Source organism: Novosphingobium umbonatum, assembly GCF_004005905.1.
In the GTDB taxonomy this organism is placed as follows: Bacteria; Pseudomonadota; Alphaproteobacteria; order Sphingomonadales; family Sphingomonadaceae; genus Novosphingobium; species Novosphingobium umbonatum.
In genome coordinates this window covers 1-25,235 of record NZ_SACO01000017.1, presented here as the reverse complement: position 1 = coordinate 25,235, position 25,235 = coordinate 1, and the positions used below count along the sequence as shown (strand labels likewise).

At 60.9% G+C, this 25,235-nt stretch carries 25 protein-coding genes; 7 read left to right on the top strand and 18 right to left on the bottom strand.

Annotation, left to right across the window (positions count from 1 at the left end; all coding sequences use genetic code 11):
* Nucleotide 1 precedes the first annotated feature (1 nt).
* From EOE18_RS16430 to EOE18_RS16360, 15 genes are all read right to left on the bottom strand, one after another.
* Entirely contained in the window at nt 2-1,930 is a 1,929-nt protein-coding gene (locus EOE18_RS16430) for a conjugal transfer protein TraN (RefSeq protein WP_246027503.1), read from the bottom strand.
* Nucleotides 1,927-2,715 (bottom strand): type-F conjugative transfer system pilin assembly protein TrbC, encoded by a 789-nt coding sequence (gene trbC, locus EOE18_RS16425; RefSeq protein WP_246027502.1) that lies wholly within the window; start codon nt 2,713-2,715, stop codon nt 1,927-1,929. Before trbC ends, EOE18_RS16430 begins: the two co-directional genes overlap by 4 nt.
* The gene (gene traU / locus EOE18_RS16420) at nt 2,700-3,782 is read right to left on the bottom strand and encodes a conjugal transfer pilus assembly protein TraU (RefSeq protein WP_127711526.1); all 1,083 of its coding nucleotides are present in this window, start codon (nt 3,780-3,782) and stop codon (nt 2,700-2,702) included. The genes trbC and traU overlap by 16 nt, the downstream gene beginning before the upstream one ends.
* Nucleotides 3,779-4,438 carry a type-F conjugative transfer system protein TraW gene (traW, locus tag EOE18_RS16415; protein ID WP_127711524.1) on the bottom strand — a complete coding sequence of 220 codons (660 nt, stop codon included), beginning with the start codon at nt 4,436-4,438 and terminating at the stop codon, nt 3,779-3,781. Before traW ends, traU begins: the two co-directional genes overlap by 4 nt.
* Nucleotides 4,438-4,980, bottom strand: a complete 543-nt coding sequence (locus EOE18_RS16410) for a S26 family signal peptidase (RefSeq protein WP_127711522.1) — start codon at nt 4,978-4,980, stop codon at nt 4,438-4,440. Before EOE18_RS16410 ends, traW begins: the two co-directional genes overlap by 1 nt.
* Nucleotides 4,964-5,518: a TrbI F-type domain-containing protein gene (locus EOE18_RS16405; RefSeq protein WP_127711520.1), complete on the bottom strand. Its 555-nt coding sequence runs from the start codon at nt 5,516-5,518 to the stop codon at nt 4,964-4,966. The genes EOE18_RS16410 and EOE18_RS16405 overlap by 17 nt, the downstream gene beginning before the upstream one ends.
* On the bottom strand, nt 5,511-5,846 hold the full coding sequence (locus EOE18_RS16400; RefSeq protein WP_127711518.1) for a hypothetical protein: 336 nt from the start codon (nt 5,844-5,846) through the stop codon (nt 5,511-5,513). Before EOE18_RS16400 ends, EOE18_RS16405 begins: the two co-directional genes overlap by 8 nt.
* Complete coding sequence (traC, locus tag EOE18_RS16395) at nt 5,843-8,389, bottom strand: type IV secretion system protein TraC (protein WP_127711516.1); 2,547 nt, start codon at nt 8,387-8,389, stop codon at nt 5,843-5,845. Before traC ends, EOE18_RS16400 begins: the two co-directional genes overlap by 4 nt.
* A 6-nt stretch (nt 8,390-8,395) precedes the next feature.
* Nucleotides 8,396-9,085 (bottom strand): hypothetical protein, encoded by a 690-nt coding sequence (locus EOE18_RS16390; protein ID WP_127711514.1) that lies wholly within the window; start codon nt 9,083-9,085, stop codon nt 8,396-8,398.
* Between the two features lie 3 nt (nt 9,086-9,088).
* On the bottom strand, nt 9,089-9,955 hold the full coding sequence (locus EOE18_RS16385; RefSeq protein ID WP_246027501.1) for a DsbC family protein: 867 nt from the start codon (nt 9,953-9,955) through the stop codon (nt 9,089-9,091).
* A 15-nt stretch (nt 9,956-9,970) separates the two neighbouring features.
* The gene (locus EOE18_RS16380) at nt 9,971-11,335 is read right to left on the bottom strand and encodes a TraB/TrbI/VirB10 family type IV secretion system protein (protein ID WP_127711512.1); all 1,365 of its coding nucleotides are present in this window, start codon (nt 11,333-11,335) and stop codon (nt 9,971-9,973) included.
* Nucleotides 11,332-12,174: a type-F conjugative transfer system secretin TraK gene (locus EOE18_RS16375; protein WP_246027500.1), complete on the bottom strand. Its 843-nt coding sequence runs from the start codon at nt 12,172-12,174 to the stop codon at nt 11,332-11,334. The genes EOE18_RS16380 and EOE18_RS16375 overlap by 4 nt, the downstream gene beginning before the upstream one ends.
* Nucleotides 12,171-12,734, bottom strand: a complete 564-nt coding sequence (locus EOE18_RS16370) for a type IV conjugative transfer system protein TraE (protein ID WP_127711510.1) — start codon at nt 12,732-12,734, stop codon at nt 12,171-12,173. The genes EOE18_RS16375 and EOE18_RS16370 overlap by 4 nt, the downstream gene beginning before the upstream one ends.
* A gap of 1 nt (nt 12,735) precedes the next feature.
* Nucleotides 12,736-13,020 carry a type IV conjugative transfer system protein TraL gene (gene traL / locus EOE18_RS16365; RefSeq protein ID WP_127711508.1) on the bottom strand — a complete coding sequence of 95 codons (285 nt, stop codon included), beginning with the start codon at nt 13,018-13,020 and terminating at the stop codon, nt 12,736-12,738.
* A gap of 93 nt (nt 13,021-13,113) precedes the next feature.
* The gene (locus tag EOE18_RS16360; RefSeq protein WP_008065176.1) at nt 13,114-13,437 is read right to left on the bottom strand and encodes a hypothetical protein; all 324 of its coding nucleotides are present in this window, start codon (nt 13,435-13,437) and stop codon (nt 13,114-13,116) included.
* Between the two features lie 295 nt (nt 13,438-13,732).
* On the opposite strand from EOE18_RS16360, the gene EOE18_RS18865 reads away from it, so the two are divergent.
* On the top strand, nt 13,733-14,122 hold the full coding sequence (locus EOE18_RS18865; protein ID WP_246027499.1) for a hypothetical protein: 390 nt from the start codon (nt 13,733-13,735) through the stop codon (nt 14,120-14,122).
* Nucleotides 14,123-14,209: 87 nt separating this feature from the next.
* Nucleotides 14,210-14,716, top strand: coding sequence for a helix-turn-helix domain-containing protein (locus tag EOE18_RS16350; RefSeq protein ID WP_246027498.1), 507 nt, complete (start codon nt 14,210-14,212; stop codon nt 14,714-14,716).
* An 85-nt stretch (nt 14,717-14,801) separates the two neighbouring features.
* On the opposite strand, the gene EOE18_RS18860 is transcribed toward EOE18_RS16350, so the two are convergent.
* The 3 genes from EOE18_RS18860 to EOE18_RS16335 form a co-directional block, all read right to left on the bottom strand.
* Complete coding sequence (locus EOE18_RS18860) at nt 14,802-15,587, bottom strand: lytic transglycosylase domain-containing protein (protein WP_246027497.1); 786 nt, start codon at nt 15,585-15,587, stop codon at nt 14,802-14,804.
* Nucleotides 15,588-15,728: 141 nt separating this feature from the next.
* A complete protein-coding gene (locus EOE18_RS16340) occupies nt 15,729-16,280 on the bottom strand; it encodes a GNAT family N-acetyltransferase (RefSeq protein ID WP_127711506.1) in 552 nt (183 codons plus the stop codon).
* On the bottom strand, nt 16,270-16,578 hold the full coding sequence (locus tag EOE18_RS16335; protein ID WP_067748532.1) for a type II toxin -antitoxin system TacA 1-like antitoxin: 309 nt from the start codon (nt 16,576-16,578) through the stop codon (nt 16,270-16,272). Before EOE18_RS16335 ends, EOE18_RS16340 begins: the two co-directional genes overlap by 11 nt.
* A 378-nt stretch (nt 16,579-16,956) precedes the next feature.
* Here EOE18_RS16335 and zorA point away from each other — a divergent pair, with 378 nt between their 5' ends.
* From zorA to EOE18_RS16310, 5 genes are all read left to right on the top strand, one after another.
* Nucleotides 16,957-18,882 carry an anti-phage ZorAB system protein ZorA gene (zorA, locus tag EOE18_RS16330; protein ID WP_127711504.1) on the top strand — a complete coding sequence of 642 codons (1,926 nt, stop codon included), beginning with the start codon at nt 16,957-16,959 and terminating at the stop codon, nt 18,880-18,882.
* 50 nt (nt 18,883-18,932) lie between these two features.
* Nucleotides 18,933-19,610, top strand: a complete 678-nt coding sequence (locus tag EOE18_RS16325) for an OmpA/MotB family protein (RefSeq protein WP_246027496.1) — start codon at nt 18,933-18,935, stop codon at nt 19,608-19,610.
* Nucleotides 19,607-21,013, top strand: a complete 1,407-nt coding sequence (locus tag EOE18_RS16320; RefSeq protein WP_127711500.1) for an EH signature domain-containing protein — start codon at nt 19,607-19,609, stop codon at nt 21,011-21,013. The genes EOE18_RS16325 and EOE18_RS16320 overlap by 4 nt, the downstream gene beginning before the upstream one ends.
* The gene (locus EOE18_RS16315; protein WP_127711498.1) at nt 21,007-24,762 is read left to right on the top strand and encodes a DEAD/DEAH box helicase; all 3,756 of its coding nucleotides are present in this window, start codon (nt 21,007-21,009) and stop codon (nt 24,760-24,762) included. Before EOE18_RS16320 ends, EOE18_RS16315 begins: the two co-directional genes overlap by 7 nt.
* 108 nt (nt 24,763-24,870) lie before the next feature.
* The gene (locus EOE18_RS16310) at nt 24,871-25,119 is read left to right on the top strand and encodes a hypothetical protein (RefSeq protein WP_246027495.1); all 249 of its coding nucleotides are present in this window, start codon (nt 24,871-24,873) and stop codon (nt 25,117-25,119) included.
* Nucleotides 25,120-25,235: the final 116 nt, after the last annotated feature.

Genomic DNA, 25,235 nt, shown 5'->3' with positions numbered 1-25,235 from the left:
GTCAGGATCCTTGACCATGGGTTTGATAGTAGGCTTGGACCTTCTGCTGGATCTGAGCCGAGGTCTGGAGCGAGGGGGGCAGCGAAACGGCGCTGGTGAAGTCGGCAAACACCTCGGCAAAATCCATCTTGGACAGGTCGAGCTTGGAGAATTGGTCGACGGTGAAGCCCGTGCAGCTGGGCGATTGCGGGCTTCCGAAATCCAGCCCCAATTGGGCGCGGCCCTGTTCCTGGATCACGCGGGCGAGCTTGGACTGATAGCAGCAGTAGCTCTTGCGCATCGTGGTGCAGACGAAGAGCGCCTTTTCCGAGCAATACTCACCGACATAGTGGCACAGGCCCATGCGGTCCTTCACGTCGAGTTGCATCTCCTCGCCCGAGCACATGAAGAGCGGCAGGAACTGGGTCACAAGGCCAAGCAGCATGGCAGGGTTGCCTGAGGCGATCCCAATCGCGGCCGAGGCCGCCGCTGCGCCGGTCAGCAGGCCTGAAACCTTGCCCGCGCAGCAATTGACGAGGCCGAAGAGCGGCTTGTGGCAGCCGGTGGCATCGCCATCGAAGATGGTCAGCTTGTTGGCGTCGAACTGCTGGTTGGCATCCTTCATGGCGTTCATGGCCACGAGCGCATTGGCCAGATCAGGGGCTGGCGACGTCGGAAGCTGGGTGCAGCTCCCGTCGATGCAGTAGACATCGCCGCTGCAGGAATAGGCTTGGGTGGTCTGTGTTGCGGCAGGCGTCGTGCATTTATAGACCTCGCTCTTGACCTGACAGGCGCCCGTCTGTGGGCTGTCGAGGCAGACCTCATGGTCAAACCTGCAACTGCTCTTGGCCGACAGCGTGGCGCAGTCATTGGCGCTCGAAAGCGTGCTGCACTGATAGGTTGCCTGCCACTGCCAGCAATCATGGGTGACCGCGACGCCGTTGATGGTGCGGGTGGTGGGCGACGCATCCACGCAGACTTGCGTGGGTTGCAGGCAGGTCTCGCCGGTTGGCAGGGCCTTCAGCTTGGCCTGACAGTCGGCATTATCGACGGTCGAGCCTTGATAGGTCTGGATCTGCCCGACATAGGCAGCACCGGGCACGCCCGGCGCCTGATCCTGCGGGGGCGGCTCAAAGCACAAGGTTGTGTGGTTGATGCAATAGGTCTTCGACGCGCTGGCCCCATAGTTGGTCTGCGCGCCGCAATTGTAGGTTGTGTCGGTCTCGGTGAAGACCATGCCAAGCCCGGCTCCGGGCGGCCAGATCGTGACCGAGGGCTTCTTGGTCTGCCCCACCTGCGAGCAAGAGGACTGGCTGGCAAAGCTGCCGCAGTCCGAGACTTCACCCCAGTAGAAGGTGCCACCGGTGTTGGGGTTGTAGATGTCCCATTCCGAGGTGTGGCAGGTGTATTGGTAGGCACTGGTGAACTGGTTGGTCCAGCCAATGGTGCAGGTGAAATTGCTATCGGCCTCGGCCGTGCCGATCTGACAGGAATCGTAATAGGTGCTCGCCGTCCCGCTACTCGCAGGGATTGGCTGGCAATTGCCCTGCGAACTGCCCGCAATGCCGGTGTAGCTCGTCGGGCTGCTTTCAACCTGTTTGGCGCTTGCCAGGCCAAGCGTCGATGCATCGACTGTCGGCCGGTTGGGGTTCGTGACAATGGCATAGGGCTGCGAGGTCACCGCCGCGACTGCGCCATCGCCTGCCAGGCTGTTGGGGTTCGACAGATATTGGCCCTGTGGCAGATCAGCGCCGCCATAGCCCGGCACGGCATTGGGCGCGGATTGGCTGGTGACATTGCCAGTGACCTGGCCCTGCAACTGGCTGGCAATCGCGCTGGCCGTGGCCTTGGGGTCGACGGTCTGGGCCGATACGGTCGTGCTGGTCAGCAGGGCTGCGGCAACCACCGCACCAGACGCCATTCCACGAAGGGGGATCGAGCGGGCTCTCATGGAACGCGCTCCAGATTGGCCAGCGCCTGGCTAGCCACTGGCGCGCCGGGGCCGCGCCCCTGCGCGATCGTCTCGAGCGCGAAATGCGTCGTCACATTACCGGCGATGCGGTCAAAGGGTGTGGGCTTGCTGGCGCAGTCTTCGCCTGAACACAGATCAAAGCTGGACGATGCCGCCACATAGGTGGGCACCGCCTCGATGCCATAGACCCGGAAAAGCCTGGGATCGATGCTGACATGGGCGCCTGAGGTATCGCCGATGGCCTCATGCAGCGCGGCCATGAAGGGCTTGGGGCCACCGGGCGAGAAACCGCGAAAGACCACCATGCCGCCCGCCTTGGAAACATCGGCGATCATGCGCTTGAGAGATTCAAGCGGCATCGACAGGCTGGCAAAGGCAATAAGCATGGGCGCGGATTGGGGGGACGGTGCCATGCTTCGGCCGGCGTTCGCTACCAGCGCATCGAGATCGATCGGATAGCCGGTCGGGTTCGCCTTGGCCCGCGCTGCCGCCTCTGCCTTCACTTTGGCCTGCGAACCTTCGACCAGCGCGGCCATGTCGTCGGCCAGATCGGCGTTGGCCTCAGCCTGATGGCCAAGCACCTGATCGACGAATTGACCCAGATTGCGGGCATGAGCCTGCGCCGCCTTGTTGATGGCACCGAGATCGAGCCCATCAACCTGCGTTTGCGCCAGCACAGTGCCGACGCCGCCGAGAGCGACCAGCGAGCCGAGAAGCAGGAGAGATTTGCGCATCTTTGACCCTCCCGTCAGAACGCGCAGCAATTGCGCTTGCGCCAAAGGAGATAGCCCACGTCCTCGCCCACCACCGGATAGGTGTGAGAGGTGAGCTGGACGGCGGTCGATCCACCGGGCGGTTGGCAGGCGTAGCGGCCTGTGGTGGCCGCCACGGGATTGACCATTTGCAGCCGGTATTGCTGCTTCCTCATGATCGGCATGATGTATTTGCCGCAGAGGCCCTGATCGCCCATCGTGCCCCAAGCGAGCGCGGTGCGGTGCATCTTGAAAACCATGCGCTCGGCAGCGAGCCGCATCGACTGGTCCATCGTGTCGCTGTTCCCGATGTTGCCGGTCATGGGATACATCGAGCCATTGCAGCCCGCGCACCAGAAGAGCTGGTCGAGTGGCAAGGCGGCAGTGGCGGCCACGCAATCGGCAGCACAGGCGACCTGTGCGAGCGGAAAGTCGAAGACGACAGTCTCGGGATAGACCAGGGCGGCCAGCGTATCGTCGTTCCAGGTCGGATCGATCTCGGTCATATAGGCCAGATCGAAGGAGGCGGATTCAAAGCAGATGAAATCGCCCAGCAGTTCGAGCAGATAGAACAGCGGATAGACGTAATAATGCGCCTGATACTGGGCAGACATCTGGGTGTTCCCACCCTTCTGCGAGGGGGCCGAAACGTGGCCGTTGCCGACATACATGCCGGGGTTGATCGTCAGCCCGCCAAGGTTCGGGAAACAGAAGGGCTTGGTCGTCACATCGATCAGGCGCACAGGTTCCCAGAAGCCGAACGACAGGCCCGGCCGGATCCCGCACAGGCAGACCGGCAGGCTGGGGTTTGATGGATCGGGCTTGTCGCTCGGCCAGAGGTCGAAGCCACCAATCGAGAGCGGGAAGAAGCAATCCCAGCAAATGTCGGTGATGGGATTGGGGAAATGGCCGTGGCAGGTGGGCGAGCCTTGCGCTTGAGCGACCTGCGCCGATCCCAGCGCAAGGCTGGCGGCGATCATGGCCCAGAACCGGCGGGTTCGACGAGGTCGGGGCGCACCTTTGCCCGACCGGAGCCCACGCCCGAAGCGTTTCCAGAAAACGGGGCGGATGCGCTTCATCGGCGTTCTCCTGAGCGTTCTCCATTTCGGGCAAGCGCCACTTCGCGGATGTCGAGATGGTCGCCCTGCTGGACGAGCAGCGCTGGGGTGTGGGCGATGCCGAACTTGCCCGTCAGGCTGCCCATCTGATCGAAATAGAACCGCCGCTGGGTTGCTTTCATGAGGTCAGTGGGCGAGCCTTTGACCAGCACGATCCAGAGCTTGTCGGTTGCGCCCTGCCGCAAGGCCCAGTCGCGCTCTTCTGCGCTATCGCCATCAATGAAGGCGAAGCTATGCGCGAGATTCAAATGGTTCAGCGGATTGAAGCGCTGGCCCTGCGCGGCGATCAAATGCCCACGAGCATCACGGATGTCCTGCGACAAGGTAACGCTGGGATCGAAGCCCCAGCGCCGGTCGCTGGTGGCAGGCGTGATCCCTGCCACGGCATGGGGGCGGCGCACACTGGCCTCAGTGGCTTCGACAAAGCGCTGGTTCATGGCCTCGAGCTTGCCGCTCTGCCGAGCGGCCTCGAGCCGCGCCTTGATGACCGCCAGCAGATCGGGTTCGGCAATCGACCAGGTCGGGCCAAACGTGCCGAAGTCGCGGGCGCTCGCCATCATTGGCACCGAAGAAAGCCCGAGCGCAGCCAGCAGGATCGAGGTGGGGCCTGCGCGCATCACAGGATGGGCGTCCCGATGCCGATCAACCGATCGCGGCAGACAAAGCCGATCGCGGCATAGCGGCTGTCGAACCCGTCCTTGTGCGGGCTTCCGGCATAGATGCACCCCTGAGGGATGATGCCTAGCGGACCAGGCAGAAGATCCTCGCCTTGATGGGTCTTGGGCTTGAGGTGACCGACAGCCTGGCCATTGACCAGCACATCGGCCCCTTGGCGGCTCACCACATCGCCCGGCACGCCATAGGCGATCTTGGCGAAGGGCTTGGGATTGGCCCCGAAATGCCGGAGCACAAGTGGATCATGGCCGGGCGCGAAAACGACATAATCGCCGCGCGCCGGAAAGCGTCCCGTCTCAACCAGTAGCGCCCAGTTCGGCAGCGATTCACTGGCGTTGATGAGGAAGGCGTGATGGTCGTGCCAGTCCTTGAGCGCCGACCAACCAAGCGCGGTGCCGCCGATCAGCGCGATGCCGCCGAGCTTCAGCCGCCAGGACGGACGGCGCGGAGCGGAGATCGGCGCGCTCTCACTTGCCGCTGCCATGATTGGCTCCCTTGGCATCGAAGAACTGCTGCATCTGCGCTGAAGGGCTGGCGATGGATGGCACCGCTGCGCCGGTTTGCGGCTTGGCGAGGCTGGCATAGGTCTCGTCGCGGATGGTGGCGGTGATGTCGGGGACATCGCCCGCAACGACGGCGTTGCTCAGCAGCAGGACTTCGCCTTGCGCGGCATGGCGCGCGACGGCGAGATTGAGGGCCTTGAGGTAAGCGCCGGTTTCCGCCGTGATCTGGTCGGGCGTGGCGCCGCTGCGGGCCTCAGTCTGGACATATTCGCGCACGAGATCGGCCAAAGCCACTTTGCGGATCGTGGTTACGCGCTGCTCGAGGCCGAGCAGCTTGTGGGTGGCCCAGCTTCCCCAGAGCAGGCAAGCGCCGGTGAGGCCCATAGCAAGGATCTGGCGGCGATTACCGGCGAGGAAAGTCAGGAGCCTGCGGCGTTTCCCAGGGACGGCGACAGCAGTGGAAGCGGTCTCCAGCCCCAAAGGCAGTTCGCCCTGCGGTTGCGGGGTGTCGTCATGCATCGGTGAAATCCTTGTTGCCAATGGGGTCCTCAAAGGCCCGGGCAAAGCCGCTGCGGCGGAAGAAGGCGACCAGCAGCAGGATCGCGAAGAAGCCGATGAGGACCTCTTGGTCGAACTGATCGCGGCGGACGGCATTGGCCGCGACGTAGCGGTCGGCCAAGTTGGCGAGCTGCGCCATGGTGATAGGCAGCGAGAAGTCGCCGATCGCAAAGAGGATCAGCGCCATGACGCCGGCAGCGGCCAGCACATTGACGGCGAACCAGCCCATGAGGCGCAAACCGCAAGCGGTGACGGCACCCCAATTGATTGTGGATGCGCGCCGCCTCATGGCCGCGCTCCCTTGGCTTTGCGATCCAGCCCATAGGCTACGCATTCAATCGCCTCAGCCATAGTGGCACCGCGCGCGACCTCCGCCTCGATCCGGGCATAGACTGCCGGGCTCGACGAATAGAGCGTGCCGGAAAAGGGATCGAGCACGAGGCGGCAGACCGTCTGCGTGTCCGGGCCGCGGATAAGGAGATCGGAATATTCCGTGCCATTGCGCTTCAGCGAGCGCAGCAGCGCGTCGGTGAAATTGTCCATCTCGAAGCGGTCAGACTTGCGGAAGTCCGCGATGGTTTCCGGCTTCTGCTGGAGGACCAGCATCCAGTCGGAGTTTTCCAGCGCCGCCTTCGATCCGCCCGACTTGTAGAAGTCGTTGATCGACTGGGTCGCGGTGATGAGCGAGGCGCCATATTTGCGACAGGTGCGCGAATAGGTCTCCACGAAATCCGCCATCGCGCCGCCCTTCAGCATCGCCCAGGCCTCATCGATGATGAGCGCTTTGGGGATCTGACGGTCGAGCTTGCGCATCGTCTGCGAGGCAACGAACATGATCGAGGTCAGGACGACGCTGCGCAGTTCCTCGCGTGAGGAAAGATCCGACAGCTCGAAGACCGTCAGATCGGCCGAGAGGTCGAGATTGGTGTCGCCCAGGAAGAACGGCCCGTAAGTCCCCGCTTCTGAGAAGGGCAGCAGGGCCGTCGCCAGATCATCTGCCTGCGGGTGACCAGCGGCGTGCAAAGCTGCGATGATGCCATCGACGGTACCCTCGCGCGCCTTCTCGTTCCACACCGCGTTGACAGCCGCATCGATCAGCCCGCGCTCGGTGTCATTGAGGCGGTTCTCGTAGCGGGCCATCTGGCTGATGATGGCCTTGAGCATGGCGAGGCAGTCGACCAGATAGTCCTCGTCGCCCGCGGCAAGATCGAGGTCGATCATGCGAAACGGGTTGATCGAGATCCCCGCCGACAGTTTGAACTCGGTGAACGTGCCGCCCAAGGCCTTGGCCATATGCTCGAAGGAGCAGCCATCATCGATGACGATGGTTTTGGCATTCACCCCGGCAAGGCTGGCGGTCAGATCCTGAAGCAGCACCGACTTGCCAGAGCCCGACTTGCCCGCGATCGCGACATTGTGGTTGCCGGCGTTGTTCTGAAAGGGTGACCAGAACTGGGGCTGGCCGCGCCGACCGATGAAGAGCAGATGCGGGATGGCCCCGCCATTATACTCGCCCTGGACCGGTGCGAGGGCTGCAACATTGGCGGAAAGCACCGTGCGGAAACGCCGCATCCGCATGAGATCGCGCGACAGGCCATCGGCCAGCGTCAAAGGAAAGGACGCCAGCAGCCCGCCGGTCTGGAGATAGGTTTCGTCGATCAGATCCCAGCCAGCGGCCTTGTAGATGGCTTTGAGCGTCCGCTCATTCACATCGCCCCGGCCGAGCGGTGAGACCATGGTGACGCTGTAGTAGATCTGGACCAGCTTCTGCCCGAGGCGCACTTGCGCCTGCACATGCTCCCACTCTGCCGATTGGGTCTTGAGGGTCGGGACAAGCCGCGCGGCCTTACCATCGGCAAGCGCCGTGGTGCGGGTGAACTTCCAACCTGCCTTGGCTTCGGAAGTCTCGGCCGAGGGGATGATCCCGGCTATCGATTGGAGCACAGGGCATGGCAGGCAGAGCTTGGGATTGAAGATGTCGCCGATGACTTTCTGCGTGTCCCAGGGTGCCCAGCGTTCGGGGAAGTAGCGCACCGACATGGTCCGCACATCGAACTCATGCGGGCTCACTTCGGCCATTTCCGGGGTGCCATCGATCACCAGCCCAGAGGGACGCAGCGATGGGGCCTCGAGGATCAGGCGATCTTTCTCGACGCACGTGACCAGATCGCGGCGGATGCATTGCTCGTTGATCGGGTCGAAGGGGCTGTAATCGGGCGCATCATCGCCAGCGCCGGTGGCCGGGCAGACCACATCGTCGATGAAGCGGATCAGCTCGGTCGGGCTGAAAATCCGGGTTTTGACATTGATCGAGTCGAGCGCCGAGGTGATCCCGTCGCGCACGGCAAGCAGGGTCTCGGTATCGACGCCAGATCCCGCGCCAACGCCCACGGCGAACAGCACGCGGAACTGGCGCAAATGGAAAGGGCCATCCGTGGCGAGTGAGGTCCAGGCCCCGCCGCGCAACAGATCGAGGCGGTAGCGGGCGAGCTTATTGAACACCGCGCCCGCCCGGATGCGGGGCAAAGCCCATTCTTGCAGCTTCTCGGCGATGCGGGGCGAGGCATAATTGATGATCTGGAATTCGCAGCCCGCCACCAGCACATCGGAGATGATCGAGGTCAGGATGTCGCCGATGCGCTCGTCCGCCCCCATGAGTGGCGCCAGTTCCAGAATGAAGCCCTTCGATCGGGTCAGGTGGAAGATCTGCGTCTCGGCGGCATAGGCGCGATAGCCCAGGAAATTGGCGAGCATCGGCACATCGCGCGTTTCAGCGCGGTGTTCGGGCGTTTCGCTGTCGCCAGTGACGAGTTCGATAAGGCGGGCGAGCATGGCGCGTCAGTCCCCCTGCGGCGGGAAGGTTGCCGCGCCCGTTTTGGTCTCACCAGCCTTGGCCGGATCGGCATTGATGGGGGCCACGACCGGCTTGGGCTGCGTCAGGATCTCCTTCACCTGCGCCTTGATCGCCGCCGTCGGATCCGCTGGCACCGCCGGAGCGGCCTTGCCGGGTTCTGATGCCTTGGTGGGCGCCGGTGCTGGCGCCATCAGCGCCATGTCGGGAGCCATTTCCGCGAGGGTGAGCAGGCTCATGTCGGTGCCAGCGCCCATGGCTTTCGCGTCGAGCGGAGCGCTGGACACCTCGGAAGCAAGCGGGGCGTTGACGGGGACAAAACCTGTGGTGCGGGGATGGAGGCGACCCGATCCATCGCGCCAGGGCAAATAGACAATTCTGAGCACCGGCCTGAGCCCAGGACGGACCGGCCCGACAAAGGTCCATGCCTTCTTCTCCTTGGGGTTGGTGGATGCTTGGGGCATGCTGGAACCGGCTTCGCTATCCGGCGCAGGCGCGTCCTTGGCTTCCGCCTCGGCGTCGATCGCGTGAATGGCGGTGTCATCGATGGTGGTCGATGGCGCACAGGTGCCGCGCGGCGCGCTGCACACAAAACCGCCTTTGACGTTCGAGTGGAACAGCGAGCAACCGGCCAGCGGCATCAGCCCGAGCACAGCGATGATGGGGGACATGCGCATGGCTCAGGCGCCTCCCTTCAGCCAGCTTTCGAGGAACTCACGCGGGCGAAAGCCCAGCAGCACAGCGCCATCCTCGCGGACCAGCACGGGCGTGCCAGTGAAGCCATGGCCGCGGGCGAAGGCCTCGTTGGCATCGAGGCCGCTGGTGTCACAGGCGCGTTTTTCGATGTCCTGATCGCCGTAAGCCCGCTCCATGGCAGCAGCTCTGTCCTCGGCGCAGATCACGCTTTCGGAAATCGCGCGCGTACCGAGGATCGAGATTGGCCGCTCGGTGACGCGCACGCCCATGGTCTTGAGGGTCTGGTGCAGCGCGCGGCAATAGCCGCAGTGGAAGTCACTGAAGACGGTAACGCGAGGGGCGTTGGGGGTGCTTGCCCCCCACTCAATGGCACCATTGGCCGGAAGGCTGGCAAGGCTCACCTTCTGCGTGGGCGCTGAAGCGGCCCCCGATGCCGATTGCGGATGCGAAGGGGCAAGACCGGCGCTCTCCGCCTCTTGCGCCTTGGCCGTGGCGGCCGCGCCGACCAATATATCGGGATTGATCTCCAGCAGGCGCGCAGCGGTCAGATCCTGGTGCGTCTCCATATCATAGATCCGCCCGACGATCAGATAACGGGCCGAGGGATCGATGTAGAAGAGGTTGGTGCCAGCCTGGACCTCGCAAATCCCCGGCACATGACTGCAATCGACTTTGGTGACCGCAGTACGCGGCAGGCGCTGGGTCAAGGCCCGCATGGCGGCGGCATCCCGCGAGACGGCAGGACGAGCGCGCGTGGCCGCGGCAGCACGGGCATCGGCGATGCTCGGCAAAGTTCCCAAAGCGAGACCGAGAACGGGCAGCAGGCGCAGAAGTGAGTGGCGGTGAGACACGTGGGTGGGTTCCCTTCAATTGCGGATGAAGACGCCGTCGAGGAACACCACCTCGACATCGAGGCCGGTCGGCATTTCCACGACTGGCTGGTACTGCTCGGCGCGCTCGATCAGATATTTGGAGACCATGTCGCCGGACTGAGCGACGCCCTGTCCAAGCCCGCCTTGGGCGATGTCCGAGGGCGAGAGCGTCGAGCGCTGGCCATTCACACTCACCGTTGGCGAGGTCAGATAGGCCGAGGAATTGGTTGAAAAGCCGCGCCCAAACCCGCCCAGCACGCCAGCGATAAAGGCTTGGTCCACCAGATTGCCCGAGCGATTGACCACGCGGCCACGCACGCCGGTCTTGCCGCCAAAGGCGATGAAGCCTTTGACCTCGCTCACCGCGACTTTGCCGCCCGGCTGCGGGCAAGTCATGCGCTGGAGCTTCACATAGACCTTCTCGGACGAGAGGTCGGCGAGCGCCGCGCCATTGACCATGCAGCCCACGATGTTGGTCTTGAGCAGCTTGCCCTGGACATAGACCGAGCGGGCGGGGCCGGTGATACGCAGCACCACCGGCAGCGGATCGGTCTGGCTCTTGGTGTTGGTCGTCGCATCGACGCCCACCACCACCTTTGCCGTAGCGATCGAATTGGGCGGCAGATAATTCTCGCTGTCGGTGAACTGAGTCGTTTTGCCCGGCACCATGCGCGCGGCCGTCCCGCCGGTATCCCCGCCAAAGGACAGCAGCTTCACCTCACTTGAACGCGGCGCGCTGGCTGGATCGATGGCGGCGCGGGCCGGATCACCGGAAGGCTGGGCCAGTGGCGAACCGCTGGGGACCGAGGCAGAGCGCTGATAGGTCGGCGGTGCACCAGCGCCATAAAGCGCGCTAGGACCGGCAGTGGCACGCTGCATCTGGGTCGAGAGCACCGAGATCTGCGAGCGAAGCTGGTCGTTCTCAGTCTGATAGGCCGAGAGCACCTTCGATCCATCGGCCTTCAGCGCCTGGTTCTGGCCCTGCAAATCCTCGATCTGTTTCTGGAGTTGGTCGAGGCGGACGGAATCGCCTTGCAGCGTCTTGATCTGGTTGCCCTGCGTGGTGAGCTGGTTCTCCGACAGAGCCATCCATTCCTTGTCGGCCATCGACCGGTTGACCATGTCATCGGTCGAGATCTTGATGGCTTTGGGATCATCCTTCTTCTCGGTGGCCGCGTTCTGCGGTGTGGGCGAGGCAATGATCCACCACATGCCCGCCGTCACCAGCACGCCGCCCAGACCCCACATGGCGATCTGCTGGTTGCGGCGGGTGGTGGCGTTGCGGGCGAGATCGTCGGTTGTCGATGCGGGCGCCGATGACGGTGCGGCGGGGCTGCCCTGTGTGCTCGGCGCGTTCATGGCTGGCCTCCCGCATCAGCGCTGCGCTGGACAATGAAGGCGGTGGTTGCCTCGCCGGGGGCCAGACGGGGGGTGGTGATGCTGACCGCAATCGCGTCAGCAGGCGCGACCTTGTCCTCGGCCAATGTCACCGGCCTTGTCCCGCGATTGGTGATCTTGATGAGCTTGCCCGTGTAGCTGGCCCCGACATATTGCCCGACCATCTGGACGACGAGCGTATCGATATTGACCGGCACCAGCGCGCGCCAGGTGATGTCGAAACCCTCGATCGGCTTTTGGGCATACATGGCAGCGATCAGACGCGCCGAGGCATCCTGCGGCGACAGGCCGGCGGGCCATGTCTCACCGACTGGGCGTGGGTGCTCGACATCGGCATTGGCGATGAACACCTGCCGCGCATCACTGCCGCCCACGGCGCAAATGAACTTGTAGACGAAGCCTTTGCGGGTCGTGCCGAAGAAGGAGATCGTGGGCTTGGAAAAGCCATTGGCGACCGAGAGGTAGATGTCACCGCGCAGGGGTTCATTGACCACCTGGAAGTCGTCGGCGGGATTTGGCGCCTGCACCTTGGAGACCGAGGCGAACTGGTCGTCCTTCAGCGAAATGCGGGTCAGGTCCTTCGCCGAGGCTTCGCAGCGCACAGTGCCATTGTCGGCAACGAGCAAGGTTTGATCGGCATAGGCTGGCGCGGCCGTGGCAAGGCCAGCGCTCACCAGCGCAATGCCAAGGGCGCGTTCCGCCCACCACAGGCGCGGGGCAAGGCTTGCCCCTGCCGACAATTCCAGAATGGCCATGAAGGATAACCCCTGTGGGAAGAGGCCGGGCAAGGAAGCGCTCATGGCGTCTCCTCCGGCTTGGCAATCATCCCGAAGCCTTTGAGCTTCAGCGAGATGCCGTTGTAGGTCCAGGTGAAGCGGAAGGTGCGATGCTCGGAGGTCACCTCCTTGGAGGCGACCACGGTATGGAGCGTGCCGCCGACCGTGCTGGTCAGATGATTGGGATCGACCTGCATGCCATCGGGCGTGAAAAACTGGGTGATCTGCGAGCCTTGCTGCTCGGCCACCACTTTCATCAGCGCTTTCTTGACTTGCCCACGCGCCTGTTCGTCAGTCACCTCGAGGATGGAATCCATCCAGTAGGTCAGGCTCTGGGGCGAGCGATTGAGGGCGACCATCGCCACGTCGCGGGTCACCATTTCAAGATAGTCGGGCGAGACTTTGACGCTGGTCAGCGTGAGCGGCGCGCGCAGGGTCGGCACCAGCACGACCTCACGGTCCTTGTGGCCTGCGGAGACCAAACTGCCAACCGCAACGAGGCCGAGGGCAAGCGATAGCAGTGCGAGGCCATTGCGCTGGCGCAGCACGGCTTGCGATTTGTCGTGGGCGAGATCGATGTCCATCTCAGCCCGCCAGCACGCGAAGATGGGACGGCGGGAAGCTTTTCATGGCGAAAAACTCGCTAGGAAGGCGCCAGTATCCAAAATGCAGGATCCAGGCCATCGAGCGTCCGGCGCGGAGTTTGCGATAACCGAACCAGGCCACGGTGGAGAACACCAGCCCGATGACGATATGCGAAGCCAGAATGCCCCAGATGAAGGGGGTGACCATCACCAGGAACTCATCCAGCGTCCAGAACCCGATGAGTTCGGGATCATCCAGATGTTTGGGGATCGCATAGCGTTCCATCGCTGCCCGCCGTCACAAGAGTTTGTGGGGGATCGGGCCGGTCTGCGCAGGGCATTGGGAGGGGCAAATTGCCCTGCGCAGCCGGCCTTCTCGTCAGATGGTCGCAGTGACCATCGCGGTGACGATGGGAACGCCCGTCCCCGCGGCGACTCCCGTGCCGACCGGCACGGCGACCTGCGCCAGCGAGAAGCGGCCGGAGGCCAGACCCACGATGCCGCCAGCAAGACTCAGCACCGTGATCACCTTGCCGCCCGAACCGGACAGGAAGTTGGTGAACTGCGTGAGAGCGGTGTTGAACGAGGTGTCGGTGCCGGCAAAGGCGGCGCCCGGGCCGAGTATGGCGGCCGCGACCACGGCGACGCCGAGATAGGGCAGGATCGAGGCGCGTTTGGGCGCCGGCAAAGCAAGGGACGTCATGGGGTAAGTCCTTTCGAGAGGGCCAGGACGCGACGTGTTCCTGTGCCGATCCGAAGGCTCCGCCAGTCGGGGACTCACCGACAAGTCGGCTCCCGCCAAATTGGCGCTAAATCAAGTAAATTTCTGCGTCGGGACGTATGCTCGAACTGATTCGGCCCACAGGGGGTTTCGCAAGCGCCCAGCATTGGGCGCAAACGAAGCTGGGCCCGTTTCGATCTTGCACTTCAATGGGCGCAAAGCGCCCATCCTTGGGCTGAAATCTTGAGGAAACAGGAGTTTGACATGGGGGCTGTCAATGAAAGAGGATCAGACAGGGGATAGTCATCAGCCGCGATCCCAGACCGCGCATCGCTTGAAGATGAGCCCGGCGGCGTTCCGGGCGCTCAGCTTGGCGCTGCACAATCTTTCGTCGCGCGAGCTTGAGCTTTGCTCACCCAGGCGCCTGCTGACCACGGTGCTGTCCTCATCAAGGTGTGAAATATTTGACATACCTTTGAGTGACTTGGAAGGCATTTGTCATCACGACGCGCTGGTTGGCGAGGTGGCGATCAACATCCGGATCGATTCCTGGATCAATGATCGGCTGCGTGATTTTCGTGACGATGCAGCCCGCAGGCTCGGACGATCGGTCAGCGTGATCGAGGCGATCAACGCTTGTGCCCATGTGCTGAACGAGGGTCTTTGAGCCAAAGCAACGACATTGCCTGCAACTTGACAAAGGTCACCCTCCCGCGCCGGTATTGGTTAACGCCGCAGCGCGCCGAGGAGTATTATGACTGAGCCCATCACTCCCACCACTGACTATACTTTAGTATCCCAAGAAGGCACGGCCTCGGAATCTGATCCCCCCTTTTCCGAGAGCCATCGCGCCCTGCTGAGCAACAAGATCAACCGGGATGGTCGGCCATTGGCGGAAATCGCCGCTTTGGCAAAGATGAGCCGACGCCAGCTCGGTCGTATCCTCGCCGGCCAGAAACCGTTACGGCTCGGCGACCTTCGGCGCCTGTCGGACATTCTCGGGCTTAACGCGGCACGGGCCGTCATTGCCATCGAAGTGATCGGCGACTGGAGTGCCTATGACGACCCAATGCTGGGCATCCTCATCGGGATGCTGGCACCGGTCTTCAAGAAGGTCGACGCCCGCGCGGATTTTCCGATGGAACCTTTGACTGAGAAGGCGCAGGAAGAGTTAACAACCTGGCTCGCCAACACGCTCGTCACCAACCAGGCGCAAATCCGGCAACGGCGGGATCAATTCGTCAGCACTTCATCGCTCTGAGATCCCCTCGGCCCGCACAGGCAGGGCAAACGGCTGCATCCCCTTCGGGTCGCCAGCAGCCGCAAAGAAATGAGGGACATTAGGGCTATTCCCTGAGTGGCATGGGCGCGGAAAGCTGCCTTTGCATCGTCACCAGAATGCTTGAGACGTAATGGATCGTCTCATTGATGCGGGGCACCCGACCCGTTGCCCGCACGCGGCCTGCGCCAGCATTATAGGCGGCCAGCGCCAGATCAAAGCGACCGAATTCATCAAGCAAGGCGCGAAGATAGCGCGCACCGCCACGCATGTTCTCGCGCGGGTCCAGGATGTTGCGCACGCCCAGAATGCGGGCGCTTGAAGGCATGAGTTGCGCGAGGCCCGTCGCGCCCTTCGGGCTGACGGCCACCGGGTTGTACCGGCTTTCCTGGATGATGAGGGCGTCGAACAGGTGAACGGGCAAGCCAGTCTCGCAAGCCGCTTCAGCCATGGCCGGATACCAGATGGCACGGCGCTGCTCCGCCGCTGCAGGAAGTCGGGGGCTCGGGGCATAGCGCGGGTAGTCACATCCATCGCGCGGGGGGGCAGCATCGAAAGGTGAGGGGACGGAGGCAGGCGCAGTGCCCTTGGCCATCTTCTTACGGCGATGAACTGTGGTAACGGCTTGAGTTAGGGAGTTCTCGGTTCCAAATGCAGCGAACTCATTGACCAAGCCGCCAAAGGCGTCGGGTTTGGGCTGGCTTTCCCCATTGCCCGCCCCTGCCACTTGGAGGGAAAATGGTTGCTGACTACCGCTGGCAGAAGGGAACGCTTTCAGGTCTACCCGCTGAGCATAAGCGCTGGGAATGAAGGCCAACGAAAAGGCGCTGGCTAGAAGTAATCTTAGTGTCATGGCCCAATTCCATGGATGGGCCAAGTTCGGTTATCGCTTAGGCATCATGCGAATTCATGCAGGTTTTGCAAGTCTAGCAAGGCCCGGCTGTTCAATGGCCAAGCTCGCGAGCGCACCATGTCTTCCCAATTTTCTGTTACGTCACGCATGGGCCAGTGTTGCGCGGATGTCTGCCATGGACATGTAGACCCGGTGAGGGTTGTCAGGATCCAGCAGCGGAAGGAAGCCCAGATCGGCGTAAAACTTCCAGCGCCGGTCAAAATGCTTATCCTTGAGCACATCAAGGACAACAGCTGCGGCACCCATCTGCTCGGCAATAGCAGCGCAACGCTTGATGGCATCTATGACCAATGCCGTGCCGATACCTTTACCGTGCAGGCTCTCATGCACAGCCACAGCGCGGATATAGATCACAGGGATGTCTGGCACCCGTGCGCGTTGCCAGGCCTTAGGGCCAAGATTTGCGCGAACCGCCATGGCCCCAAGTGTGTAGAAGCCCAGCACTGCACGATCGCCCTCGGCTGTAGCGAGCCAGGCTGTCACCATGCCGTCGCGCACCTGATCGGACAGGGATGATTTCAGGAAATTGTCGATGGGCGCAAAACCGCATGAAAAAGCGCTGCGATCATGTAGCGTCTTGTCAAATTTTGCGATGATCAGCGAGACAGTTTCAGTCGATGCTTCAGCCTGCATCCTTGAGCACGCCCTTCGATGCCTTCATCGCCTGCGCCAATCCGGGCGCAACCTTGCCTGGGGCTGCAACTGCGGCTTTGAACGCTTCAAAGGCCTCCTCCGGCAGGATGGATAAAGCCATACGTTGCTCGACCTCCTGCGCCCTTAGCAAAGCAGCTTGACGAATGAAGTCCGCTTCTTGCAGGCCGGTTGCGGCAGCCGCAGCCCGAATACGCGCCTCGTCCGCACGGTGCATCCGCAATTCCTTACGCGCCTCCATCTTGCCGGGCGTCGCGGCGATTGGTTCGAGAGCGAACATGCCGAGTCTCCTTTAATGAGGTTTGTACGGCAAAGCGCCGTACGTGTCAATTTCGCATGTCAGTGCCACGCGATATGACGCCATGCACTGCCTATCTGAGGTACGGGGGCCAACCTGAGGGAATATCTAATTTAGTTTTTTGCAAACTTGGATTCGGGCCACTTGAGCCACGGTGCGGTGCTCAGTTTTCCGGGTTTCTGCTATCAGCATGGCGTTCAGCTAAGCCGATCGCACCTGTGCAATGCCCTTGGCGATCGCTCGCTAGTTCGATAACTTGCGTTCATATTGCATTTCTCGGCTATTTTGCTGTTTGAGGGCTCGAGATGATATCAGTTTCGAGTGTAGCGATTCGAATTTTTTGTGTGTGAGGGGTGTTTCGTGCAAATAACCGAATGGCTGGGTCATGGTTTGATCTACTTTTTCACCAAGATTCCGCTTATTGGGGATGCAATGGCTGCCTTCTTGGCGGCAATGCTAGTAGGTACTGCATTTGTACTTTGCCTGCGTTATAAGAAAGAATTTCATGATCCTCTCGCAAGGGCGATTGATGCGCGAATATTGCTTATAACTGATGTTCTTGGCGGTGATATTGTTGACGTCGATTCGGCACGCCAGCGTTTTGCATCTCGTTTCAATGACATAGATGAGAAAATGATGGAGGGAGGGCACTCTGAGGTGCTCCCCCTTCGTCGGGCGTGGGAGGAATATAGGGAAACTATAGTCGATACTTCAGATGAAGTATTGCACAACACTTCCCGTCCCGAATTATTTTTTATGCCTATTGGCGATCGTCATCGTGGCTTGAACTGGTTTGCCAATATTTTTATTGCTATCGGCCTTCTAATCACATTTTTGGGAATCATTGCGGCTCTGTCGACCTTGGATTTTAGTGGTGGCACCGCCGTAATGCAGTCACGATTGAATGACCTGATGAAAGTGGCTGGAGCAAAATTTTGGGCTTCAGTGGGGGGCATTGTCGGGTCAATCGTGCTGCGATCATACGATTATAGATTCGGGAAAAGGATAAACGATGGCCTTTACTCGATTTGCGATAAGCTTGAGCACGGGATGGCGTATCTTCCGCCACAGCGGATTGCGTGTGATCAACTGGCACAGCTCAAAGAGCAGACCCCTGCCCTTAGGTCCTTTTCGGAACAATTGGCAGCTGCACTTGATGGCGCTCTAGAAAAGCAAATGGCCCCGATGATCACCCATCTGGGTTCGATACAGCAGGGCATAGATAAAATTAGTGGCGGTGGCGGCGAGGCTGTCCGAGATGCAATCGCTTCAGGTGCGGGCGCCGAGATGGCGGGTCTTGCAGATGCCATCGCGGCAATGTCCGTGTCGATGGCTACCATGTCAGCGCGACTCGAGAAGCAGACGGGAGAGGCCGACCGGCAGATTGAAGAGGCTGTTCGTCGGTTCGGCCAAGCGTCCGAAGAGATGCGCACTGCCTTTGGCGACCTCAATCGCAACTTCGGCGTGATAGCCGACCGCATGCGCGAGGAAAATGAGCAAGCGAGCGCACTTGCACGCCAGAGAATGGATGAACTGCTCACCAGCCTCGGATCGACCCTGGACGACATGAAAGCTGGCCTGGCCGCGGCGGCCACTCAACTCGGGGAAGCCTCGACCAGTGCCGCAAATGACGCTGCGCGGATCGGCCAGGAGGCGATGGAGAAGTCCTTCTCGGAATTCGTGGAGCGCTTCAACGGGGCAGGCACTCCGCTTGTTGCCAGCATGAAGGATGCCGGCAACGCGATCTCTGTTTCGGCTGACCGGCTATCTTCGGCCCAGACCGCTATTGGCGACCATGCTCACGCTATCGAGCAGGTCGCAGCCCGTTCGAGCGATCTGGCCACGGCATTCGGTACAGTTGCCAACGACGTCGAGGCTGCCGCTGCTCCTGTCCGTCAGTCTGCCCTGTCGATCGCCGAAGCTGTCAAATCGGTCGAGGCTATCGTCGTCAAGAACGCGCAGTCTTCTGAAAATACCCGAGAGGAGATGCGCGAGCTCGCTGTATCGCTGAACCAAACGGCATCAGCAGCATCGTCGGCCTGGTCTGAATATCGGGCCCGCTTTGAGGAAGTCGATCGGTCACTTGGAGCCGCGCTTGAAAAGATCACCGATGCAGCAGGCAACCATGCCACGAACCTCAACGAACGTGTTGGGCAAATCGACCGCGCGTTGGGCGAAGGTGTAGCGCAGCTTGCAGGTGCACTTGAGCCACTGACAACGCTGCGAGATACGGTCGAAGAGCTGGCCGGAATTCTTGCGAACCAAAATCGGGAAGCTGCTGAATAATGGAAGGCGCCGTTCGCAGGAGACCCCCTGAAGAAGGCGAAAGCTACTTCATGTCCATGACGGACATGATGGTTGGCCTCCTTCTTATTTTCATTATCCTACTGGCTTACTTCGCATTGAATTTGCAGTCGAAGACCGAAGAGCTGACCGGTGCTAACCGAACCCGGGCAGAGATCCTCAATGACCTTCAGCAGTCATTGAAGGACAAGGGCCTGCAGGTCGAAATTGACACGAAGACAGGTGTGCTGCGCCTGCCTGATGACGTGCTGTTCGACAAAGGACGCTGGGAGCTGAGCGTCAGAGGGCAAGCCGCGATCAGCAAGGTTGCCAGCGCAATGGTCGAGGTTCTGCCCTGCTACACGACGTCAAATCTCTGCAAAGCGGAGCGCTCAAAGCACATGATCGACGCCGTGTTTGTAGAGGGGCATACCGATTCCGACGCGATGTACGGCGGGATGAACAACTATGGCCTTTCGGTTCGAAGAGCCGAAACGACGTTCACCATGCTTCAGCTCAATCAGCCGGCCTTGCGGGGGTTCCTTAACAAGCCAGCAGGTCAGCCAGGTTCTGCACCGATCCTGGGCCTGAGCGGTTACGGTCCGGATCGCCCTATTGCGCAAGGTGATAGCGAGGTGGCGAAGAAGCGTAATCGACGGATCGACTTGCGGTTCTTGATGACCACACCCAGCGCCGGTTTGGACAAGGACATCTTGAGGCAGGAGCAATGAGCTTCCTGCGCGCGGCAATCGATCGGCTGGACGCCCTGGCGTCTGCGGGGCTCGCCAAGCCTCCGACAACGCAACCTGAATTGCAGCGGCAACTCGCCAAGCTTGATGCGAGTATCGGCGAGGCGGAGCCAGTTGTCGAATTGAAGCCATTCTTGCGCAGTGCGGCTGAAAACGGTGCAGCGGCGCTGCCGCGCTTTCAACTCAACAGGGTCCTGCGCGGGGCATGGTGCGATCCAGAGTTCGATGACCTCGGATCTGAGGCTCTCGACCGCGCGGTCGAAGAGCAGCGGCGCAGTTCCGACCAAGCTATGATCGATGGCTACCTCACCTATTTTCCGGTCGACCGGCCTATTATGGGCAGGCTTGCCGATGCTGCGTTAAGTGCTGCTCAGCGGCATGAGTGGGCATGGCGAGAGAGGGCCCGACAATGGGAGCTCTTTGCACCATCGCAAGGCCCTGCACGGGTGGCGCTCGATTTGGTCCAGCGCGATGACGATCAAATCTTTCAGCTCATCAGGGAAACCGGGCTAGGAACAAATCTGGCAGCGAGCGGCTTCGGTCAGGCAACCTTCGCCAGGTTTTGCGTTGCGACAGCAGAGCTCCCACCGAAAAAAGCGGTACTCGCGCAGCGCAGCTTGCTGAGGCTCTTTGATCGAGAGGCACTCGCCGGCCAGATCGAGCTGGTCGTGCGGGCTTTGCTCGAGCCTTGGATCAGCGAGAAGCCAGAACCTGAGCATCGCAAGGCAATTTCCGAGTTGCTCCTCGACCAGGTGGGTGATCCGCGTCTTCATCGGTCCCGCTGGGATAGAATCGTCCGTTCGCTGGCAGAGACCATTGGTGAAGAGCGCGCGCTCACGGTCACGCAAGTTTTTAAGCGCTGGCTCACTGAAGTCGCGATGCGCGAATTTTTCCGAGCAATCGCCAAGACTACCGATCGGCCTGATCAATGGGCGCAACGTGAAAAATTCTGGCTTGCATATTTAGAAGCCGATCTGGTGTCAGATGCGTGGCCAGCTCTCGGTCTTCGCGCGCAATATCAGATAGAAAACGTCATTCGTCAAAGTGGTGAGAGGCCGGAGTTTGGTGTCATCAGCGGAGGAACAAGCGCGTCCTCGTCGTTGATAATGCAGATTGGAGACGTTCGGATATCTGAATGGAGCGACAACGGCTCGTGTCGATTTTGGGATGCTCGCGATCCAGCAGCACCTCCGTTGTACAAGAAAAAGTATGACCCCACCGTTTTAAGGACGACGCATGGGAGGAGCGATTTTGAGTTTCATCGCCACGCGCCTGCCAGCCCAGGTTGGGAGAGCAAGTTTGCGAGCATAATTTATCGCCGAACGTCCATTCTGCACCCGCGGTTTGGAAAAGGTCGTAGCCATGGCTGGAACGATCGATGGTAAGCAACAAATTCGTTGCGAGCCAGCAGAGCGATGGCAGTGAAACTATCACTCTGTTGTGTGAGCGGCCGGGCGTGCTCTTCAAGCGGGCCTCAAGCGAAACTGTACCAGTCTCGGAGTGGCCCAGGGCTGCTCCCGAAGCAGGACAAGCAGCCTTGGCGCTCGCACGCTCGTTCGATCAGGAAGGTCGAATTCTTGAAGAGGACGGAGGGATTATCCTTCCCCCTCACATTGCCGCCCAATTGGACGAGGCCGATGCCTTCGCCCTCGGCTTGCCGCCAGCCACGCCTCTGACACTTCAACTGAATTCGAGTGGATCGCTCGCCGAAGGATCCATCACGGTCAATCCGAAGTGGGTCCGTCGCGGCGGCGTCCCTGTTCGTGCGGATATTGTTGGCGCTCGGGTCCGAGAGGGTGGGCGCGTCAGCCGCATTCCCGAGCCGGTGTTTTCCGTCTTCCGAGCTGCACAAGCCGTTAAGTCAGCAAGTGAGCCCGACGAACGCAGAGCAGCATTTGCAGAGCTTCGCGCACTGCTGGGCGATAAGCTGGGCGCGGGGATAGAAGCCGACGGGTTTCTGGAACGTATCCGCATAGCCTACGCTGCGAACTTCTCGTTGAATGCAAAAACCGATCACGGTCGCTTCGACTTTGACCCGGTTCTCTTCTCAAGGCACGTCGGCGAGACCTCCGACGGCGATCTCGTCGATGAGAACGAAGCATCCCTGCTGACCCCGCAGGATACCGCGCACTTCCAGCGCAGATTTCGGAGCCAGGAAGGGGGGCGGCGCAGTTATCTCCTTTCCGATGGAACACTGCTGTTCCTCGACCCCCTGCTCGGTAAGGCGCTCGATATCGTACGTGCCAAGCAGGCCAGCAGCTCGCAGGAAAAGCGCGAGTTCCTGCGCTCTCCCCAGCGGATTTTGCGCGAAGAGCTGAAACTCGATGCCTCCGGCGATGATGCAGCGGCCGACCACCTCTTCATCGAGACGCAGCAGTTCTCTGAGCGCGTCAGCGGGATCGAGGTCTGGCAAAAGCCTGTCCTGCCCTGGATCAAGCCGAAGCCTAACAGTTGGCTTCCAGAAAGTTTTGGCCTGCGGATCGGTGATCCGCCGGATGCGCGGCACATTGCCTTGGCTCCCGGTGAGGCCGAAATACTGGTTGGCAGCCTCGAAACCGCCATCAAAGGAGGAGACGAAACCGTTGCTTGGCGCGACGAGAGCATCCCTGCCACCACGGCGACGCTTCAGGCAACGCGTGGAATTGCCGATCTGGAGCGCCAGATCGCAGCAGAGGCAGGAGACCAATCTCGGTCTGAGCATGAACGCGAACCGGTCGAGATCTTCTTTCTGCAAGTTGGTGAGAATTTCGAGCAACTCGATTATGCGCGTCTGCCTCGGCCGACAGCCGCGTCAGAGCCATTTGAGGTGCCGGTTCTTCCGCAAGGTCTGAAGTCCGAGCCAAAACCGCACCAACGCGATGCGTTTGCCTGGCTGACCGAAGCATGGGGGCGCAAGTTGCCGGGCGTCCTGCTCGCCGACGATATGGGGCTAGGCAAGACATTTCAGGCACTCATGTTTTTGCTCTGGTTGCGGTCCAACTCGGCTCACCCCAAACCAGTGCTGATCGTTGCGCCAACAGGGCTGCTCAAGAACTGGCAAGCTGAACTGGCGAAGCATGTCGAGGCTGGCCTGATGGGGCCTGTGATCGAAGCCTTCGGGACAAATTTGCGCAGCTATCGGCTGGAATCTGGCAGCGATATCCGCGGCGGCACCTCACGGCTCGATTCCGGTGAATGGGAAGACGCAGGGATCGTTCTCACGACTTACGAAACGATGCGCGACTATCACATGAGCTTCGCGCGCATCCCATTTGATGCGATCGTATACGACGAAATTCAGAAGCTTAAGAACCCAGCTAGCCAAATGACCCGGGCAGCCAAGGCGCTTAATGGCCGTCTGCAAATTGCCATGACCGGCACACCAGTCGAAAACCGACTTCAGGATCTCTGGTCGATTGCCGATACGGTCTACCCTGGGTTCCTCGGATCGAGCCGGGAGTTCGAAAGCAGCTACCCAGCGAACGATCTGGCGGGTCTTGAAGACCTTCAGCGGCGATTGGTCGAGCGTGATGACGAGCTGCCTCCGTTCATGCTCAGGCGCATGAAGGACGAGATCCTCACCGGCCTGCCAGAAAAAGCGGCGCGCAAATACGCGGTGGAAATGCCGCCCGCCCAAGCGCAGGCCTATGACATGGTACTCGCCAGAGCTCGCGCGCTACGCGAAAGCGGCGAGCAAGGCGCGATGCTCAAAGTGCTGCACATGCTGCGCGGGACATCGCTCCACCCGTCGGCGCCGCGAGGCGTTACTGACATAGACGCCTACGTTGCCCAGTCGGCGCGCCTGAAGAAGGCCTTTGAAATTCTCGCGGAGGTTAAGCAGCGCGGCGAGAAGGCGCTGCTGTTTTGCGAAGATCTCGAGATGCAGGCGTTTTTGGCCATGGCCATTCAGGAGCGCTTTGACCTCAGGCACAGGCCGATGTGCATCAGCGGTAAGGTGGCTGGCCATAGGCGCCAGGAGATGGTGAACGCATTCCAGAGCTCGTCATCTGCCTTTGACGTCCTCATCCTGTCTCCCAAGGCTGGGGGCGTTGGGCTCACGATCACCGCCGCCAACAATGTGATCCATCTCTCACGCTGGTGGAACCCAGCTGTCGAGGATCAGGCTACCGACCGCGCCTACCGGATCGGTCAGACACGCCCAGTCACGATACATATCCCGATGGCCATCCATCCGGATGAAGCGATCGGTCCGTCGAGCTTCGATCAGCGCCTCGATGCCCTCATGGAGCGCAAGCGCTCATTGAGTCGTGGCCTGCTTATGCCGCCCGAAAGCGAGCGAGATGTTGAGGACTTGCTTGCCGATGTGCTCGATGGGAAGCGAGACGAGCGGCCGGATCAATCTGTTGCCACCCCCGAAACTGAACCCCAATCCTCCCAGAAGCGGACAAGTTACAGCATTGAGCCACCCGCTCCGACAGAGCCGCAGGTCAGTCATGAACGGCTCAATGTCTCAGCGAGCGAATCCTCGCCGCCAGCCCCTGAGGTCACGGCAACTCCTAGTCCGACAGAGACCCAAAGCACACGATCAAAGGGCAAACCTGAGGAGATCGCGTCAGCGCAGTTGGACAGGCCGTCGGTTCGGCGCCCGATTCTCTCGGTACGAACACCTGTTGAAGCGGCAGAAGCGCGGGCTTCCTACGTTCAGCGGGTGGTCTTCGAACAACATGGGCCGCGAGACTGGACCATCTTTGAGCAATATGCCCGCGATGCAAATATCGCATTGCTTGAAATCCAGGACCCCTACTGCTGCGCTGATGGACAAGCGCGGGGGCGGCTCGTCAATTTCATCAGTCGTTTTGGTCAGCTCGCTTCGCAAATCGCAGCTGTCCATGTTGTGGCTTTTGATGCTGACTCGGTTCAGACGCGGGAACCCGAAAACACGAACGATCAGCGAAGAGATCTCGAAGAGCGGTGGAACCGCATGCTGGGCTCGGTGCAGTTGCACTTGGCGCAAAAATCGCGCCGATCTGTCGGCGACCTGCACGATCGGTTCGTGAAAGCCCGGCTCGCCAACGGGGACTCTGTCATCTGGGATTTGGGTCGAGGTATCGACGGGATCATGAGCGCCCGCTGGTCCTGCGTAGTCAATGCTTTCTACGATAGAGCTGCGCCGAATTCGTCCCTGATGCACTGAAAGTCTCGTCCTCCGCATTGATTATAAAGTAATGTTCATTGATGGTTAGCGCACGGCGGGTAACGCCGGTTACCGGGCGGTAATGCAGTTACAGGGGGCGATTCAGCAATGCAGGAACGCGATTTCAAGGCTGAAATCGAAAATGCGCGCAACGATCCCGCACAGCTGCGCAAAATTGCCGACGAAATTCAGACCGCAGGTGGTTCGCGTCTTCTTGTGATTCGGGCGATCCAGCGTGCCAGGGCTGCAGACACGGGTCCTCATCCACTTGGCAAAGCAAGCGCCGAACTTGGCTTGCCTCGGCCAACCGGTCTGCCGCTTTACCGCTACAAGCTTGCGCCCGGAATGGACTTGTAACGGATTTGTGCCGGTCACCTGAGCGTTTTATGCTCGCAACAGGAGACCGACGAGATGATGAAGCATAGTGAAGATTTTAAGCGAGAGGCGGTTCGGATCGCGCTGACCAGCGGGCT